Genomic DNA, 16,057 nt, shown 5'->3' with positions numbered 1-16,057 from the left:
CGGAAGGGGGATTACGGCATGTCACGCATCGGTAAGTTGCCGGTCTCCGTTCCGGCTGGCGTCGACGTCAACATCGACGGTCAGCTCGTGACGGTGAAGGGTCCCAAGGGCACCCTCAACCACGCGGTCGCCGAGCCCATCACCGTGAAGCGCGCCGAGGACGGCACGCTCGAGGTGGCGCGGCCCGACGACGAGCGCAAGAGCCGCTCGCTGCACGGCCTGTCCCGGACCCTGGTCAACAACATGATCGTCGGTGTGACCCAGGGGTACGAGAAGAAGCTCGAGATCCACGGCGTCGGTTACCGCGTCGCGGCCAAGGGCTCGGACCTGGAGTTCTCGCTCGGCTTCAGCCACCCGGTGAAGGTCACCCCGCCCGCGGGGATCACCTTCGCGGTGGAGAGCCCCACGAAGTTCTCCGTCCAGGGCATCGACAAGCAGCAGGTTGGTGAGGTCGCCGCCAACATCCGCAAGATCCGCAAGCCCGAGCCGTACAAGGGCAAGGGTGTGCGGTACGCGGGCGAGAACGTTCGCCGCAAGGTCGGAAAGACGGGTAAGTGAGCATGAGCGAGACTGCTACGAAGCGCAAGCGGGTGGGCAAGGACGTCTCCACGGTGCGTCGCATTGCCCGTGCACGCCGGCACTTCCGGCTCCGCAAGAAGATCAGCGGCACCGCCGAGCGTCCGCGCCTGGTGGTCACCCGCTCCTCGCGGCACATCGTCGCGCAGGTGATCGACGACCTGGCCGGCCGCACTGTGGCCTCGGCCTCCACGCTGGAGGCCGACGTCCGCGCGCTGGACGGCGACAAGAAGGCTCGCGCGGCCAAGGTCGGCGCGCTCGTCGCCGCCAGGGCCAAGGACGCCGGTATCGCACAGGTCGTGTTCGACCGTGGTGGCCACAACTACCACGGCCGGATCGCCGCGCTGGCCGACGCGGCCCGCGAGGGTGGGCTGGAGTTCTGATCATGCGGAACAACGAGATCTGGGTTCGTCGAAACGGAAGGAACGCCTGATGCCGGGACGTACACGGCAATTCGGCGGCGGTGGCCCCGGCGGCGGCAACGCCGGTGGTGGCAACGAGCGCGGCGAGCGTCGCGACCGTAGGGACCGTCGCGACAGCGGCCGCGGCGGGGCGGCCCAGGAGAAGACTCCTCACATCGAGCGCGTCGTCGCGATCAACCGCGTCGCCAAGGTCGTCAAGGGTGGTCGTCGCTTCAGCTTCACCGCCCTGGTGATCGTCGGTGACGGCGACGGCATGGTCGGCGTCGGCTACGGCAAGGCCAAGGAGGTGCCGGCCGCCATCGCCAAGGGTGTCGAGGAGGCCAAGAAGCACTTCTTCAAGGTCCCGCGCATCGCCGGCACCATCCCGCACCCCGTGCAGGGCGAAGAGGCCGCGGGCGTCGTCCTGCTGCGTCCCGCCAGCCCCGGTACCGGTGTCATCGCCGGTGGCCCGGTGCGCGCGGTGCTGGAGTGCGCCGGTGTGCACGACGTGCTGAGCAAGTCGCTGGGCAGCGACAACGCCATCAACATCGTGCACGCCACCGTTGCCGCGCTGAAGATGCTGCAGCGGCCCGAAGAGGTCGCGGCCCGTCGTGGCCTGCCGCTCGAGGACGTCGCTCCCGCCGGCATGCTGCGCGCTCGTGCTGGACAGGGGGTGTGATCCGATGGCCAAGCTGAAGATCACCCAGCTGCGCAGCACGATTGGCACGAAGCGCAACCACCGCGAGTCCCTCCGGACTCTCGGCCTGCGCAAGATCCGCCAGTCAGTCGTCCGTGAGGACACGCCGCAGAACCGTGGCCTCGTCCACACGGTGCGGCACCTGGTGGCGGTCGAGGAGGTCGACTGACCATGACTATCAAGATCCATCACCTGCGTCCGGCTCCCGGCGCCAAGACCGCGAAGACCCGTGTGGGTCGCGGTGAGGGCTCCAAGGGCAAGACCGCGGGCCGCGGTACCAAGGGCACCAAGGCGCGCAAGAACGTGCCTGCCGCCTTCGAGGGTGGGCAGATGCCGATCCACATGCGGCTGCCCAAGCTGAAGGGGTTCAAGAACCCGTTCCGCGTGGAGTACCAGGTCGTCAACCTGTCGGCGCTGGCCAAGCTGTTCCCGCAGGGCGGCACGGTCGGCATCGCCGAGCTGGTCCAGTCCGGTGCTGTTCGCAAGAACTGCCTGGTCAAGGTCCTCGGTGACGGAGACCTGGGCGGGGTGAAGCTCGACATCACCGCGAACAAGTTCTCCGGTAGCGCCGTCGAGAAGATCACCGCCGCTGGTGGGACCACCACCACCGCGTGACATCTGACCTCGGGGCCGGGAAGCGACTGCTTCCCGGCCCCGAAGTCTGTCCGCACCCTGTTCTGCTCCCGACGGTGTCTTTCACAGTCGCATCGGGCCTCCGGGCTGCCGTGCTCCCCCCGGCGCGCCTCTCATCCCCGCGCGGTGACGGGACGAATCACTTGGTGCGCAAGGGAACGCAATTCCTGTGCCGGGGCAGGAAGAGCTGCCGCGCGCGCCCGCCGCAAGGGCTGGACGAGGGCTGTTCGCTTCTGGCTGAACACGGGATTTGTCCAGCGGCACAAGGAGGCCGGACGGGGGCACCGCCCGCCGAGAGGCTGCTGTTACAGTCGTCAGCACGCTTCGGCCCCGCGCTGCGGAGCGCATGAAGCCTGCAATAGATCCCGCCGACAGGACGTGTCGGCCCCAGCCAGTAGTCGGCGTTCCCGCCGGCCACGCCGAGGAGGTCTCGGGTGCTCAGCGCCTTCCGCTCGGCTCTTACGACGCCCGACCTGCGTCGCAAGATCCTTTTCACTCTCGGAATCGTTGCGCTGTACCGGCTGGGCGCCACCCTGCCGGCTCCGGGCGTGTCCTACGTGAACATCCAGGAGTGCATCCGCCAGGCCGAGGGGTCCGGTGGACAGAGCTTCTACCAGCTGATCAACCTCTTCAGCGGTGGCGCTCTGCTCAAGCTGTCGATCTTCGCGCTGGGCATCATGCCCTACATCACCGCGAGCATCATCGTGCAGCTGCTCACCGTGGTCATCCCGCGGTTCGAGCAGCTGAAGAAGGAAGGGCAGTCGGGTCAGGGCAAGCTGACCCAGTACACCCGCTACCTCACGATCGCGCTGGGCATCCTGCAGTCCACGGGCATCGTCGCGCTCGCGGTCCAGCGCCAGCTGTTCCAGAACTGCGACCGCGACGTCATCCCGGACCAGGGCATCTTCAACCTGATCGTCATCGTCATCACGATGACCGCGGGCACCGCCGTCATCATGTGGCTGGGCGAGCTGATCACCGAGCGCGGCGTCGGCAACGGCATGTCGCTGCTGATCTTCACCTCGATCGCGGCCCGGATCATCCCCGAGGGCGGCGCGATCCTGCAGCGGCCCGACGGCGGCATCGTCTTCCCGATCGTCTGCGTGTTCGCCCTGGCGATCATCGTCAGCGTCGTGTTCGTCGAGCAGGGCCAGCGCCGCATCCCGGTGCAGTACGCCAAGCGCATGATCGGCCGCAGGATGTACGGCGGCACCTCGACCTACCTGCCGCTGAAGGTCAACCAGGCCGGTGTCATCCCGCTGATCTTCGCGTCCTCGCTGCTGTACCTGCCGGACCTGATCTCGAAGCTGACCTCGGGTGGCAGCACCGAGCCCAGCTGGTGGCAGCAGTTCGTCGCGACGCACATCGTCCCGCAGTCCAGCCCGATCCACATCGGCATGTACTTCGTGCTGATCATCTTCTTCACGTACTTCTACGTGGCGATCACGTTCAACCCGGACGAGCGCGCCGACGAGATGAAGAAGTTCGGCGGCTTCATCCCCGGTATCCGCCCAGGGCGCCCGACCGCCGAGTACCTGCGCTTCGTGCTCGGCCGGATCACGCTGCCCGGCTCGCTCTACCTCGGCATCGTCGCCGTGCTGCCCAACTTCTTCCTGTCGGTCACGCAGGAGGGCAACAACCAGAACTTCCCGTTCGGCGGTACGGCCGTGCTGATCATGGTGGGCGTCGGCCTCGACACCGTGAAGCAGATCGAGAGCCAGCTCATGCAGCGCAACTACGAAGGGTTCCTCCGGTAGTGAGACTCGTCCTCGTCGGCCCGCCCGGAGCGGGCAAGGGCACACAGGCCACGGTGCTGAGCCAGAAGCTCGCTGTGCCCCACATCTCCACCGGAGACCTGTTCAGGGCGAACATCGGCGAGAGCACCCCCCTCGGCCAGGAAGCCAAGCGCTACCTGGACAAGGGGGAGCTGGTCCCCGACTCGGTCACCAACAACATGGTCGAGGACCGGCTCGCGCAGCCGGACGCCGCGGACGGCTTCCTGCTCGACGGCTTCCCCCGCAACACCGTCCAGGCGGACGTGCTCACCGGCCTGCTTGCGGTGAAGGGCACCCAGCTGGACGCGGTGCTGCAGTTCGACATCGCCGAGGACATCGTCGTGGAGCGGCTGCTGGCGCGCGGCCGGGCCGACGACACCGAGGAGATCATCCGCAGGCGGCAGCAGATCTACCGCTCGGAGACCGCCCCGCTGCTGGACTACTACCGGGGCATCCTGATCACCATTGACGCCGTGGGCTCGGTCGAGGACATCTCCGAGCGCGCGCTCAAGGCACTGCGCGCGGAGCCGTGAGCGTGCTCAAGCGCGGGCGCGGCATCGAGCTGAAGACCCGCGGCGAGCTGGAGGCCATGCGCGCCGCGGGGCTCGTGGTGGCACGGGCGCTCGCCGCGGTCGGCGCCGCGGCCAGGCCCGGGGTCAGCACGCTGGAGCTCGACGAGCTGGCGGAGCAGACGATCCGGGACGCGGGCGCGGTGCCCTCCTTCAAGGGCTACCACGGCTTTCCCGGCAGCATCTGCGCCTCGGTGAACGAGCAGGTCGTGCACGGCATCCCGAACCGCGCCCAGGTCCTGGCCGAGGGCGACCTGCTCTCGGTGGACTGCGGCGCGATCCTGGACAACTGGCACGGCGACTCCGCGGTCACGCTGGCCATCGGCGCGATCACCCAGGCCGAGCAGGAACTGTCCGACGCCACCCGCGCCTCGATGTGGGCGGGGATCGAGCAGGTCCGCGCGGACAACCGGCTGACCGACATCTCCTTCGCGATCGAGAGCTCGGTCATCTCCTCGGAGGAGAAGGACGGCCGCACCTACGGCATCGTCGACGGCTACGGCGGGCACGGCATCGGCTCGCAGATGCACATGGAGCCGTTCCTGCCGAACATGGGCAAGCCCGGCAAGGGCCCGCGCCTGCGGGTCGGCATGGCGCTCGCGGTGGAGCCGATGCTCACCCTGGGCACCGACCGCACCGAGGAGCTCTCCGACGGCTGGACGGTGATCACCACCGACGGCACCAGGGCAGCGCACTGGGAGCACACCGTCGCGGTCACCGAGGACGGTCCCTGGGTGCTCACCGCTCCGGAAGAGAGCTAGGCGCCCCGCACACCACGTTCTCCGCTGCCCCCGTGCCGAACCCGGCCCGGGGGCGGCGGCGTTCCCGGGCTGAGATCGCTACCCCCACAGGCGTGTTCTCGAATACACATCGCGGGTGACGACTGTGTCCTTCACCAACTGGAACTCTCGACGGCGTGGGTGAATCCATGCGCACCTGGCTGGGGGCCAGCCTGGTGATGATCGCGGTCTGGACGGTGACCGGCCTGGTCACCGGGGGTTTGGGCTATCCGTGGTTCATCTGGCCGGTGAGCGTCTGGGGCGCGCTGGAAGTGCTCTCCTGGGCGGGGGACCGCCACCGCGAGCGCTCCTGAGCGGGGGGCCGGTTTGGCGGCCGTCGCGAGGCCGCCTACACTATCGGGACGGCGCGTCCGTCGCGCTGGCTCTTATTGCGCCTGACTCCATAGTGGTGTTGCTGGGTTTTCACCCCTCACTCGTGACCGGGCTCGACAGGAACCTCATGCAGCGGACGCCCGCGCCCGGCTACCGGCTCGCGCCGGCCTCCGGGCTGTCAGATGATCTGTCACCGTCACGAAACGCGGAGGACATGGGCAAGAAGGACGGGGCCATTGAGGTCGAGGGCCGCGTGGTCGAGCCTCTCCCCAACGCGATGTTCCGCGTTGAGCTGGAGAACGGCCACAGGGTTCTCGCACACATCAGCGGCAAGATGCGGCAGCACTACATCCGCATCCTGCCCGAGGACCGGGTAGTCGTGGAGCTCTCGCCCTACGACCTGTCCCGCGGCCGCATCGTCTACCGCTACAAGTGACCTCCACGGTGTCCGGACCTGGTCCGGACACGCGGCCAAGCAGGAGTGCACGACCGTGAAGGTCCAGCCGAGCGTCAAGAAGATCTGCGACAAGTGCAAGGTGATCCGCCGTCACGGCCGGGTCATGGTGATCTGCGAGAACCTGCGCCACAAGCAGCGCCAGGGCTGAGATCGCCCGCTCGTCGCGGTTAGACGACACAACACAAGCCTCCTCGTACCTGTTCGCGCCGTTCGCGGCGCGGGACACACCCCCGGACTTCAGGCCGGGGCCCGGGACCGCGGTTCCGGGACGGGCGGGGAGAAGACCTGAAGCGATCACAGGAGCTAGAGAGCCGTATGGCACGTCTTTCTGGCGTCGATCTCCCCCGCGAGAAGCGGATGGAGATCGCGCTGACCTACATCTTCGGCATTGGCCGAACCCGCTCCAAGGAGATCCTGGCCGCGACGGGCGTCAGCCCGGACCTGCGCGCCAAGGACCTCGGCGACGACCAGCTCGTCCAGCTGCGGGAGTACATCGAGAACCACTTCAAGGTCGAGGGTGATCTTCGCCGCGAGGTCGCGGCCGACATTCGTCGGAAGGTCGAGATCGGCTGCTACGAGGGCCTGCGGCACCGCCGCAACCTGCCCGTTCGTGGTCAGCGGACCAAGACCAACGCCCGTACGCGCAAGGGCCCGAAGAAGACGGTCGCCGGCAAGAAGAAGGCCGGCAAGAAGTAGTCCGACCTCGCGTTCCTAGCTAGGAGATCAAGAGCAGAATGCCTCCCAAGACCCGCCAGGGCGCCGGGGTCAAGAAGATCCGGCGTAAGGAAAAGAAGAACGTCTCTCATGGGCACGCCCACATCAAGAGCACGTTCAACAACACCATCGTCTCCATCACGGACCCGAACGGCGCTGTGATCGCCTGGGCCTCGGCCGGCCACGTCGGCTTCAAGGGCTCCAGGAAGTCCACCCCGTTCGCGGCGCAGATGGCCGCTGAGAACGCCGCCCGCAAGGCCGCCGAGCACGGCATGCGCAAGGTGGACGTGTTCGTCAAGGGTCCCGGCTCCGGCCGCGAGACCGCGATCCGTTCGCTGCAGGCCGCCGGCCTCGAGGTCGGCACCATCCAGGACGTGACCCCGCAGCCGCACAACGGTTGCCGCCCGCCCAAGCGGCGTCGGGTCTGAGCGCGGGAGAGGAGTAAAAAACCATGGCACGCTACACCGGTCCCGCGACTCGTAAGTCCCGCCGACTCAAGGTCGACCTCATCGGGGGCGACAAGGCGTTCGAGCGCCGTCCTTACCCGCCCGGCCAGCACGGCCGCACGCGGATCAAGGAGAGCGAGTACCTGCTTCAGACCCAGGAGAAGCAGAAGGCCCGCTACACCTACAACGTCCTCGAGAAGCAGTTCCGCCGTTACTACGAGGAGGCGGTGCGTCTCTCCGGCAAGACCGGTGAGAACCTGCTGCGCATCCTCGAGTCGCGCCTGGACAACGTGGTCTACCGCGCCGGGCTCGCCCGCACGCGGCGTCAGGCCCGTCAGCTGGTGGCGCACGGTCACTTCCTGGTCAACGGCCAGAAGGTGAACATCCCCAGCTTCCGCGTCTCGCAGTACGACATCATCGACGTGAAGCCGAAGTCGATGCCGACGCTGCCGTTCCTGGCCGCGAAGGAAGCCCTCGGCGACCGTCCGGTCCCGGCCTGGCTGCAGGTCGTGCCGTCGAACCTGCGGGTGCTCGTGCACCAGCTCCCGGAGCGCGCACAGATCGATGTGCCGGTCCAGGAGCAGCTCATCGTCGAGCTCTACTCGAAGTGACGTGTTCCGGGGCGGTCGTCGCAGACGACCGCCCCGGACCCGCGTCCGAACTCGGTGGCGGCACTACAGGGTGTGCCGTCGCCCTGCCGGTCCTCCAGGTCCGCCTGGTCTCCGGTGCGTCATTTCTCTCGGTGTCATATAGCGGTCACCGGTAGGAAAGGGAACAGACAGTGCTCATCTCTCAGCGCCCGTCGCTGGCCGAGGACTCGGTCAACGACACGCGGTCCCACTTCGTCATCGAGCCGCTGGAGCCGGGCTTCGGCTACACGCTCGGCAACTCCCTGCGCAGGACCCTCCTGTCGTCCATCCCGGGCGCCGCGGTGACCAGCATCCGCATCGACGGTGTGCTGCACGAGTTCACCACGGTCCCCGGTGTGAAGGAGGACGTCACCGACATCATCCTCAACCTCAAGGAGCTGGTCGTCAGCTCCGAGGAGGACGAGCCGGTGACGATGTACCTGCGCAAGCAGGGCCCCGGCGAGGTCACCGCCGGCGACATCGTTCCGCCCGCGGGCGTGACGGTGCACAACCCCGACCTGCACATCGCCACCCTCAACGGGAAGGGCAAGCTGGAGATCGAGCTCGTCGTCGAGCGCGGTCGCGGCTACGTCCCGGCGATGCAGAACAAGCAGGCCGGTGCCGAGATCGGCCGCATCCCGGTCGACTCGATCTACTCGCCGGTGCTGAAGGTGACGTACAAGGTCGAGGCCACCCGTGTCGAGCAGCGCACGGACTTCGACAAGCTGATCCTGGACGTGGAGACCAAGCCCTCGATCACCCCGAGGGACGCGGTGGCCTCCGCTGGCAAGACCCTCGTCGAGCTCTTCGGGCTGGCCCGTGAGCTCAACGTGGACGCCGAGGGCATCGAGATCGGCCCGTCTCCCGCGGAGGCGGACACCATCGCCGCGTTCGCGATGCCGATCGAGGACCTGGACCTCACCGTCCGGTCCTACAACTGCCTCAAGCGCGAGGGCATCCACACCGTGGGTGAGCTCGTGTCGCGCAGCGAGGCGGACCTGCTGGACATCCGGAACTTCGGCGCCAAGTCGATCGACGAGGTCAAGCTGAAGCTGGCCGGCCTCGGGCTCGCGCTCAAGGACAGCCCGCCCGGGTTCGACCCGTCGGCCGCCGCGGCGGACTACGCCTCCGAGGGCTGGTCCGCGGGCGTCGACCACGGCAACGACGATGGCCACGACTACGCCGAGACCGAGCAGCTGTAGAGCTGCTCACCGAGCGCGCCCGCAGTGGCGTCGCGCGGCTTGATCTCAAGAGGAGCAAGACATGCCCACGCCCACCAAGGGTGCCCGGCTCGGTGGGTCGCCGGCCCACCAGCGGCTGATGCTGGCCAACCTGGCCACCTCGCTGTTCGAGCACGGTCGAATCACCACCACCGAGGCCAAGGCCCGTCGGCTGCGGCCGTACGCCGAGCGCCTGATCACCAAGGCCAAGCGCGGTGACCTGCACAACCGTCGCGAGATCATGAAGCTGATCCGCGACAAGGACATCGTGCACAAGCTGATGGCGGAGATCGGGCCGCACTTCGCCGAGCGCGCCGGTGGCTACACCCGCATCACCAAGACGATGCCCCGCAAGGGCGACAACGCGGCCATGGCCGTGATCGAGCTCATCACCGAGCGCACCGTCACCGCCGAGGCGAACGCCGCTCGCGGCACCAAGTTCGCCAAGGACGAGAAGAAGACCGAGGCGGCCCCGGCTGCCGAGGTAGTCGAGGGCACCGAGACCGAGGTTGCGACCGAGGCGACCGAGGCCAAGGCCGAGACCGCTGAGGACAAGACCGAGAAGTGACGACTGGTTCCCAGTCCGGCGAGCCCGCCGCTTCCTCCGCGCAGGAGGGCGGCGGGCTCGTCCGCGTCCAGGGCCCGCACCGGTTCCGGCTGGACCTGGGCTACGACGGCACCGACTTCTCCGGCTGGGCGCGGCAGCCCGGCAGGCGCACGGTGTGCGGGGTGCTGGAGGACGCGCTGTCGCTGCTGACGCGGCGCGACGTCCAGCTCACCGTCGCGGGGCGGACCGACGCCGGGGTGCACGCCACCGGCCAGGTCGCCCACTTCGACTCCGCCGATCCGTCCGAAGTGGACGGTCTGGTGCGCAGGCTGGCCCGGCTGCTGCCGCCGGACGTGCGGGTCTACTCGATCCGCGAGGTGCCGCTGGAGTTCGACGCGCGGTTCGGCGCGCTGCGGCGGCACTACGAGTACCGCGTGAGCGCCGCCGAGTACGGCGCCGGCCCGCTGCGCGCCCGCGAGGTGGTCGCGTGGCCGCGCCCGCTCGACGTGGACGCGATGAACGAAGCCGCCCGGTTGTTGTTGGGGGAGCACGACTTCGCGGCGTTCTGCAAGCGCAGGGACGGCGCGACGACCGTGCGCCAGTTGCAGCGCCTGGAGTGGCTCGCGGACGGCGAGGAACTCGTCGCGCACGTGTCCGCCGACGCCTTCTGCCATTCGATGGTGCGCAGCCTCGTCGGCGCGCTGCTCGCGGTGGGGGACGGTCGCAAGGGGCCGGAGTGGCCCGCGGCGCTGCTGAGCTCCACCGTGCGGGCGAGCTCGGTGGTCGTCGCCCCCGCGCACGGGCTTTCCCTCGTGGCAGTGGACTACCCGGCCGATGACCAGCTCGCGGAACGCGCGGAGGTCACCCGCCGAGTACGCGTCCTCGGCGGATGACCTCGGTGGTGCCTGCTCAGGCGATGGGCTGACCGGCGCGGCAGATCTCCTTGCCAGCGGCGTTGATCATCGTCGCGGGCTTCTTCGGCACGTAGTACGCGTTGACGCGCTGGTGCTTGCCGTCCGGGTAGAACGGGATGATGCCCGGGCCCTGGCACGTGGTGCCGGTGTTGCCATTGCTCCAGTGGTACTTCACCAGGATGAGGCCCTTGCCGCAGTGGTTGTGGTAGCCGGTGTCGCCGATCTTGTACCAGCCACAGGGGGCCGCGGCCGCGCTCGGCGCGGCGACGGCGGTCATGCCCAGCACCGCGAACAGCGGCAGTGCCAGGCCGAGGAGCTTGCGCATTGGGTCATTCCCCTCAGAATGTTGATCAATGACGGGGGAGACCCTAGGGCGCAAGAGGTTTCAGGCAGGGTCGAAGTCGGTCATCTTCGTCTGAAGGGGTGATTGACAAAATTCGGGAAGTGCTGGGGAACCCTTCACGTTCTGAAACGTCAGTCGCCCCTGCGGATGGGGCCGAGCAGCTGCTGCTCGCTCGGCGTGGTGATCAACCGGATCGGCAGCCACAGGTTCGGGCCGACGGCGACCACCCGGTCGTCGCCGAGCGAGGTCAGCTGCTGGACGAGGTGCGGAGGCAGGTTCCACATCCGCCCGGCGAGCTGGGCCTGGCCGACTGGGAGCCGCTGGATCAGCGCCAGATCGGCTCCGGTCACCGTGGACGCCGCCTGCGGGTGCAGGTACGGGAGCACGTACAGCGTTGTCTGCCAAGGAGAACGCGGCGGGAACAGTTCCTGGGGGACTGCGGTGCCGTCGTGCACGACGAGCAGCGGGCCGTCCTCCGAACCCCTGGGCAGCTCGACCGGCGTGAGCCTGCGGATCTGCACCAGTGGCACCGGGCGGCCGTCCGGGCCTTGGCCAGCGGCCCTCGTCAGGGCGTGCCACGCGGCGGGCCGCCCGGTCGCGACGACGACCCAGGCGCCGGTGGCCATCGCCCGCATCGCGACCTGGCGCGCCAGGTACAGCCCGCCGACGAGCGCGATCCGCGTGGGTGCGTTGCGCAGCACCGAAACCGACAGCGGCTCGCCATGGGCACCGCACCCGAGCACCATGCCGCCGCGGTCGCCGGACGGGCTGATCGCGTCGAGCATCTCCGGGGAGACCGTGAACTCCGGAGCGACGCCGAGGTCGGCGGCCTTGTTCTCCAGCATCCTGCCGCGCGGGGTCATGTGTTCCCTCCCAGCGGCAGCGAGGCCGCGAACCCGGCGAGCTGGACGCCGCGCAGCGGGGTCAGCGACAGGCCGAGCCGCTCGCTGATCGCCTGCAGGCGCTCGTCGGCCTGTTCCAGTTCCTTCGGCGTGCGTGCGCTGACCCGGACCAGGCCGCGCAGGCCCACGTTGCCGTCCTCGTCGCTCGGCGAGATCGCCACGGACACGGTCGCCGACAGCGCGCGCACACCGGTGAGCGCGTTCACGCTCGCCTGCCCGCCACGGTTCGGCCAGCCGGTGACCGCGTAGCTGGCGTGGCCGACCCCGGCCGCGGTGACCCCGGTCCAGCGCTCGCGCAGCTGCACGGCCTCCGAATTGCCGGTGGCCGTGGTCAGTTCCGCAGCGGAGATCCCGGCGCGCAGCAGTTCGTCGGTGTCCAGCGGCCGCGTCTGAACTCCCTTGGCGGCCAAGGCGTTCCCCACCCGCGACAGCGCTCCGAGCAGCGCGCGGTGGGCGCCGACGACGCCGCCGCCGCGCTCGCGGATCGCGGAGAGGCAGCGCTGCGGGTCCAGCCGCACGGCCACCCAGGTGGTGCGCCGCGCCGCGGTCGGCAGCGGTCCGAGGACCTCCAGGTACGAGGCCAGTGCGGGCGAGGTCGCGGGCAGCGCCGCGCTTCCCGGGTAGCAGTGGCTGATGACCTGGATCGAGTCGAGCACGACGCCCCGGTCCTCCAGGCACGGCGCGAGCGCGGACAGCGGCAGGTTGGGCGTGCTGCCGACCTTGGTGATCAGTCCGGGCGCCGGGTCGACGAGCAGGACCGCCGTCCAGGTGCCCTCGTGCCACGCCAGACCGATCAGGTTGCGGTCGTGGTCGGTTGCCTGCGCTACCACCAGGTCCGGGACGGCGAGCCGGAGCAGCGCGACCCTGCGGTCCTCCTCGCCGAGCGTCGTCCGGCCCGACTCCGGCTGGGCGTCCGCCGGGGACTGCCGCGCGGTGCGCAGGTGGGAGCGGAAGGTGTAGCGGGCGGTGAGCGCGATCCACTGCGTCAGCCAGCGCCCGTTCCACCGCGCCGCCGCCACCAGCAGGCCGAGGACCGCGATCCCGGCGGCCACCGGCAGCAGCGCGCCGTTCACCGTCAGCAGGAGCAGCCCGAGCCCGGCTCCGACCTGGAAGACGACGAGGTTGGCGACGGGCAGCGCGCCCAGGCTCGCGCCCACCGTGCGCCGCCGCGCCCTGAGGACGGCAGGGGGTGCGGTGGGGTTCGTTGTCACGGACATTCCGGTTCGGTCTCTCCCCGCGCTGGCTGCCAGTAGGGTGCCACTCGGGCCAATAGGCACCGGGCCGTAACGCTACCGCGCAGTGGAGAGCAGCAAACGAGAATGCCCTCAACTCCCACGACCAAGTCACAGGTGCAGGCGTATCGATTCGTCGTTCGCCGCATGGAGTCCGCGTTGGTGCGCAAGGACGCTGTGATGGTCCATGAACCGGCGCGCACCCAAATGCGGGCGACCGCCGCAGGGGCCGTCGTCGCGGTCTCGATCATTCTGGGATTCCTGGTGTACGGCCTGATCAAGCCGAAAGGAACCCTGCCGGATAACGGCATCGTGATCAGCGAGCAGACGGGCGCGGTTTTTGTCGCGACCTCGAACCCGCGCCAGCTGATCCCGGTGGCGAACATGGCTTCCGCGCGGCTGTTGCTGATGACCACCGGAGGCGGTGCGACCGGAACTCCGTCGCGGGTCGACGAATCGAAGCTCACCGATGTGCCGAGGGGGGCGTTCACCGGAATTCCGGGAGCTCCCGAGCTTCTTCCCGACAAAGACCTAAGGGTTTCACCCGAATGGGCCGTGTGCGACGAACTCTTCCGCAAGCTCGACCTGCCGGACCCCGACGAGCGGCCGGGACTGCACACCACCGTGCTCGCCGGGACCGCGGCGCCGGGCCGCAGGTTGGGGCAGAAGGAGGGCCTGCTGCTGGCCGGGCCGAACGGCCAGACCTACCTCGTGTTCTCCGCCGACGACGGCATGGGCATGAAGGGGACCGGGACCGTGCGGGCGAAGGTGGACCTGGGCAACGCCGCGGTCCGCGAGACGTTCCGGCTGACCGGGAACAAGCCGCGCAAGGTCAGCAGCGGCCTGCTCAACGCCATCCCCGAGGTCGCCGAGCTGCGCGCGCCGGAGATCCCGCAGCGCGGTGAGGCCACCGAGTTCGGCACCGAGCACAAGGTCGGCTCCGTCGTGCGCACCGAGCGGGCCAGGGGCGACTTCCAGTTCTTCGTGCTGCTCAAGGACGGCAAGCAGGAGATCACCGAGACCGTCGCCGAGCTGATCCGTTCCACCGCGGCCACCACGGGCTGGCCGGACATGGCGACGCAGCAGCTGGTCAACCTCAGGACGACGGCGAAGCCCTTGGGCGTCAAGGACTTCCCCCGGTTCGCGCCGACCGTGCTGAGCATCGAGCGTGCGCCGACCACGTGCCTGAGCTGGGCGCCGAAGGACGGCTCGGCGACCTCGGCGGTCACCGTCGGCGACAACCTCGGGCAGGCCGTGAAGCCCGTCCAGCTCGCGCAGGCCGACGGCTCGGGCGAGGCGCTGGACGGCTTCTACCTGCCGCCCGGCCGGGGCGCCGTGGTGCGCGCGGCCACCTCCGAGAACGACTTCGCCACCGGGCCGATCCAGCTCGTTTCCGACCGCGGCGTGAAGTTCGGCATCCCCGACGTGCGCACGGCCGAAGGCCTCGGGCTCGCGCTGCCGTACTGGGCCGCGCCGGAGAGCATCCTGCGGCTGCTGCCGGAGGGTCCGAGGCTCGACCCGCGCGAGGCTCGGCGGGTGTTCGACGCGGTGCCGCTGGACGACTCGAAGATCCTGCGCCGCAAGGACCCCCGCGAGGAGCGCGCGGGCGGCTGACGGCCGGGGAGCCCGCCTCAGGTGGTGCGGCGGCGACGGGCTCGGACGGCCAGGTGCGTCAGCGCCAGCAGGCCCAGCGCGATGCCCGAGCCGACCAGCGCCACGGTCAGCGGGCGGTGGTCGGCTGGCGGTGCGGGCGCGATGTCCACAGTGGACCGCAGCGGTGCACGCGGGTTTATGCCCTGCTCCTCCGGCAGCACGGCGGTCAGCGCCGCGACCGGGTCGACCATGCCGTAGCCGATGTGGAAGTCCCGGCCCGTCCGGCCCTGAGGCTGCCGCGCGGTCCGCTTGATCCGCTCCATCACCTGCGTCGCGTCGAGGTGCGGGTACCTGGCGCGGACCAGCGCGACGACCCCGCTCACGTACGGCGCCGCGAAGCTCGTGCCCTGGATGTCGCGGAGCTGGTTCCCCTCGACGTAGCGGTTCGCCAGGCCGCTCGCCCCACTGCTCGGGTCGAGCGAGATGTGGTTCGTGCCTGGAGCCGCGACGTCCACCCACGGGCCGCCCATGGTGAAGCTCGCGGGCCCGCCCTCCTCGTTGAGCGCGCCGACGGTGAGCACGTCGGAGTCCAGCCAGGCCGGAGTGGGCACGGTCTGCACCGAGTCGGGTCGGTTGGCCCTGCCGCAGTTGCTGCCCTCGCCGGTGGTGATGTTGCCCGCCGCCGCGACGACCACCGAGTTCTTCTCCCGGGCGTAGCGGGCCGCCGCTTGGATGTCGGACCAGTTCTGACCGGGCGTCATGCAGACGACGGAGGAGATGTTGATCACTCCGGCTCCGCTGTCCGCGGCGCGCACGATCGCTTTCGCCATCGTGGTCTGGTTCCCGGCCCGTACGGCGACGCCGTTGTCCTGACCGCCGTAGGCCTTGCTGGAATGCCGGATCGCCAGGATGCGAGCGCCGGGGGCGACACCCTTGAACCCGGTCTTGGAGTCGCCCTCGTCGGCGGCGATGATGCCCGCCACCATCGTGCCGTGACCGTCGCAGTCCTCGGTGCCGTCCGTGCCCGCGACGTAGTCGCCGCCTGCGGTCAACCGCCCGGCCAGCCGGGGGTGGCCGTTCACACCGGTGTCGATCACCGCGACGAGCTGGCCCTCGCCCTTGCCGAAACGCCACGCCTGCTCGAAGTTGAGGTCCATCTGGCCCCAGGGCCTTGCGGTGAGGTCTCCGCTGGAGCGGCCTTGAACGCCGCAGTTCTTGTCCTTGGAATACGCCACGTCGGACTTGGTGTCGCCCTTGAGCTGGCTGATGTCGTAGCTGAGGGGCGGGGGCGTGGGGT

22 protein-coding genes are annotated in these 16,057 nt (G+C 69.4%); 18 read left to right on the top strand and 4 right to left on the bottom strand.

Annotated elements, in window-relative coordinates; all coding sequences use genetic code 11:
• The first annotated feature begins 18 nt into the window (after positions 1-18).
• The 17 genes from rplF (at position 19) to truA (ending at position 10,669) form a co-directional block, all read left to right on the top strand.
• On the top strand, positions 19-558 hold the full coding sequence (gene rplF, locus CCN37_RS30395) for a 50S ribosomal protein L6 (RefSeq protein ID WP_086827444.1): 540 nt from the start codon (positions 19-21) through the stop codon (positions 556-558).
• Positions 555-959 (top strand): 50S ribosomal protein L18, encoded by a 405-nt coding sequence (rplR, locus tag CCN37_RS30390; protein WP_086827442.1) that lies wholly within the window; start codon positions 555-557, stop codon positions 957-959. The genes rplF and rplR overlap by 4 nt, the downstream gene beginning before the upstream one ends.
• A 49-nt stretch (positions 960-1,008) precedes the next feature.
• The gene (gene rpsE, locus CCN37_RS30385) at positions 1,009-1,656 is read left to right on the top strand and encodes a 30S ribosomal protein S5 (protein WP_086827440.1); all 648 of its coding nucleotides are present in this window, start codon (positions 1,009-1,011) and stop codon (positions 1,654-1,656) included.
• A gap of 4 nt (positions 1,657-1,660) precedes the next feature.
• Positions 1,661-1,843: a 50S ribosomal protein L30 gene (gene rpmD, locus CCN37_RS30380; protein ID WP_086827437.1), complete on the top strand. Its 183-nt coding sequence runs from the start codon at positions 1,661-1,663 to the stop codon at positions 1,841-1,843.
• Positions 1,844-1,845: 2 nt separating this feature from the next.
• Complete coding sequence (gene rplO / locus CCN37_RS30375; protein ID WP_086827435.1) at positions 1,846-2,289, top strand: 50S ribosomal protein L15; 444 nt, start codon at positions 1,846-1,848, stop codon at positions 2,287-2,289.
• Positions 2,290-2,741: 452 nt separating this feature from the next.
• A complete protein-coding gene (gene secY, locus CCN37_RS30370) occupies positions 2,742-4,064 on the top strand; it encodes a preprotein translocase subunit SecY (RefSeq protein WP_086827433.1) in 1,323 nt (440 codons plus the stop codon).
• Entirely contained in the window at positions 4,064-4,615 is a 552-nt protein-coding gene (locus CCN37_RS30365) for an adenylate kinase (RefSeq protein WP_086827431.1), read from the top strand. The genes secY and CCN37_RS30365 overlap by 1 nt, the downstream gene beginning before the upstream one ends.
• Before the next feature lie 2 nt (positions 4,616-4,617).
• Positions 4,618-5,412, top strand: a complete 795-nt coding sequence (gene map, locus CCN37_RS30360) for a type I methionyl aminopeptidase (protein WP_086827477.1) — start codon at positions 4,618-4,620, stop codon at positions 5,410-5,412.
• Positions 5,413-5,579: 167 nt separating this feature from the next.
• The gene (locus CCN37_RS40225; protein ID WP_168200931.1) at positions 5,580-5,744 is read left to right on the top strand and encodes a hypothetical protein; all 165 of its coding nucleotides are present in this window, start codon (positions 5,580-5,582) and stop codon (positions 5,742-5,744) included.
• Between the two features lie 233 nt (positions 5,745-5,977).
• Complete coding sequence (gene infA, locus CCN37_RS30355) at positions 5,978-6,199, top strand: translation initiation factor IF-1 (protein ID WP_029136093.1); 222 nt, start codon at positions 5,978-5,980, stop codon at positions 6,197-6,199.
• 55 nt (positions 6,200-6,254) lie between these two features.
• Positions 6,255-6,368: a 50S ribosomal protein L36 gene (rpmJ, locus tag CCN37_RS30350; protein ID WP_010148647.1), complete on the top strand. Its 114-nt coding sequence runs from the start codon at positions 6,255-6,257 to the stop codon at positions 6,366-6,368.
• A 167-nt stretch (positions 6,369-6,535) separates the two neighbouring features.
• Complete coding sequence (rpsM, locus tag CCN37_RS30345) at positions 6,536-6,916, top strand: 30S ribosomal protein S13 (RefSeq protein ID WP_086827429.1); 381 nt, start codon at positions 6,536-6,538, stop codon at positions 6,914-6,916.
• A 38-nt stretch (positions 6,917-6,954) separates the two neighbouring features.
• Positions 6,955-7,362 carry a 30S ribosomal protein S11 gene (gene rpsK / locus CCN37_RS30340; RefSeq protein ID WP_086827427.1) on the top strand — a complete coding sequence of 136 codons (408 nt, stop codon included), beginning with the start codon at positions 6,955-6,957 and terminating at the stop codon, positions 7,360-7,362.
• A 23-nt stretch (positions 7,363-7,385) separates the two neighbouring features.
• Positions 7,386-7,991, top strand: a complete 606-nt coding sequence (gene rpsD, locus CCN37_RS30335) for a 30S ribosomal protein S4 (protein ID WP_086827425.1) — start codon at positions 7,386-7,388, stop codon at positions 7,989-7,991.
• A 170-nt stretch (positions 7,992-8,161) separates the two neighbouring features.
• Positions 8,162-9,211, top strand: a complete 1,050-nt coding sequence (locus CCN37_RS30330; protein WP_086827423.1) for a DNA-directed RNA polymerase subunit alpha — start codon at positions 8,162-8,164, stop codon at positions 9,209-9,211.
• A gap of 61 nt (positions 9,212-9,272) precedes the next feature.
• Positions 9,273-9,797 carry a 50S ribosomal protein L17 gene (rplQ, locus tag CCN37_RS30325; RefSeq protein ID WP_086827421.1) on the top strand — a complete coding sequence of 175 codons (525 nt, stop codon included), beginning with the start codon at positions 9,273-9,275 and terminating at the stop codon, positions 9,795-9,797.
• Positions 9,794-10,669 carry a tRNA pseudouridine(38-40) synthase TruA gene (truA, locus tag CCN37_RS30320; protein WP_086827419.1) on the top strand — a complete coding sequence of 292 codons (876 nt, stop codon included), beginning with the start codon at positions 9,794-9,796 and terminating at the stop codon, positions 10,667-10,669. The genes rplQ and truA overlap by 4 nt, the downstream gene beginning before the upstream one ends.
• A 16-nt stretch (positions 10,670-10,685) precedes the next feature.
• Here truA and CCN37_RS30315 read toward each other — a convergent pair whose 3' ends face one another.
• The 3 genes from CCN37_RS30315 to eccE all read right to left on the bottom strand — a co-directional run bounded on the left by CCN37_RS30315 (position 10,686) and on the right by eccE (position 13,152).
• Entirely contained in the window at positions 10,686-11,015 is a 330-nt protein-coding gene (locus CCN37_RS30315; RefSeq protein WP_086827417.1) for a DUF6355 family natural product biosynthesis protein, read from the bottom strand.
• Positions 11,016-11,164: 149 nt separating this feature from the next.
• Complete coding sequence (locus tag CCN37_RS30310) at positions 11,165-11,896, bottom strand: hypothetical protein (protein WP_168200930.1); 732 nt, start codon at positions 11,894-11,896, stop codon at positions 11,165-11,167.
• Positions 11,893-13,152: a type VII secretion protein EccE gene (gene eccE, locus CCN37_RS30305; RefSeq protein WP_086827415.1), complete on the bottom strand. Its 1,260-nt coding sequence runs from the start codon at positions 13,150-13,152 to the stop codon at positions 11,893-11,895. The genes CCN37_RS30310 and eccE overlap by 4 nt, the downstream gene beginning before the upstream one ends.
• A gap of 102 nt (positions 13,153-13,254) precedes the next feature.
• On the opposite strand from eccE, the gene eccB reads away from it, so the two are divergent.
• A complete protein-coding gene (gene eccB / locus CCN37_RS30300) occupies positions 13,255-14,781 on the top strand; it encodes a type VII secretion protein EccB (RefSeq protein ID WP_086827414.1) in 1,527 nt (508 codons plus the stop codon).
• A 17-nt stretch (positions 14,782-14,798) separates the two neighbouring features.
• Here eccB and mycP read toward each other — a convergent pair.
• Positions 14,799-16,057 (bottom strand): type VII secretion-associated serine protease mycosin (gene mycP / locus CCN37_RS30295; RefSeq protein WP_086827412.1); only part of this gene is annotated, 1,259 nt, incomplete at its 5' end.

It is taken from the genome of Allokutzneria sp. NRRL B-24872 (assembly GCF_002155965.1).
In the GTDB taxonomy this organism is placed as follows: domain Bacteria; phylum Actinomycetota; class Actinomycetes; order Mycobacteriales; family Pseudonocardiaceae; genus Allokutzneria.
Note: the sequence above shows the minus strand (reverse complement) of the source record. Positions and strands in the feature narration are given on the sequence as shown.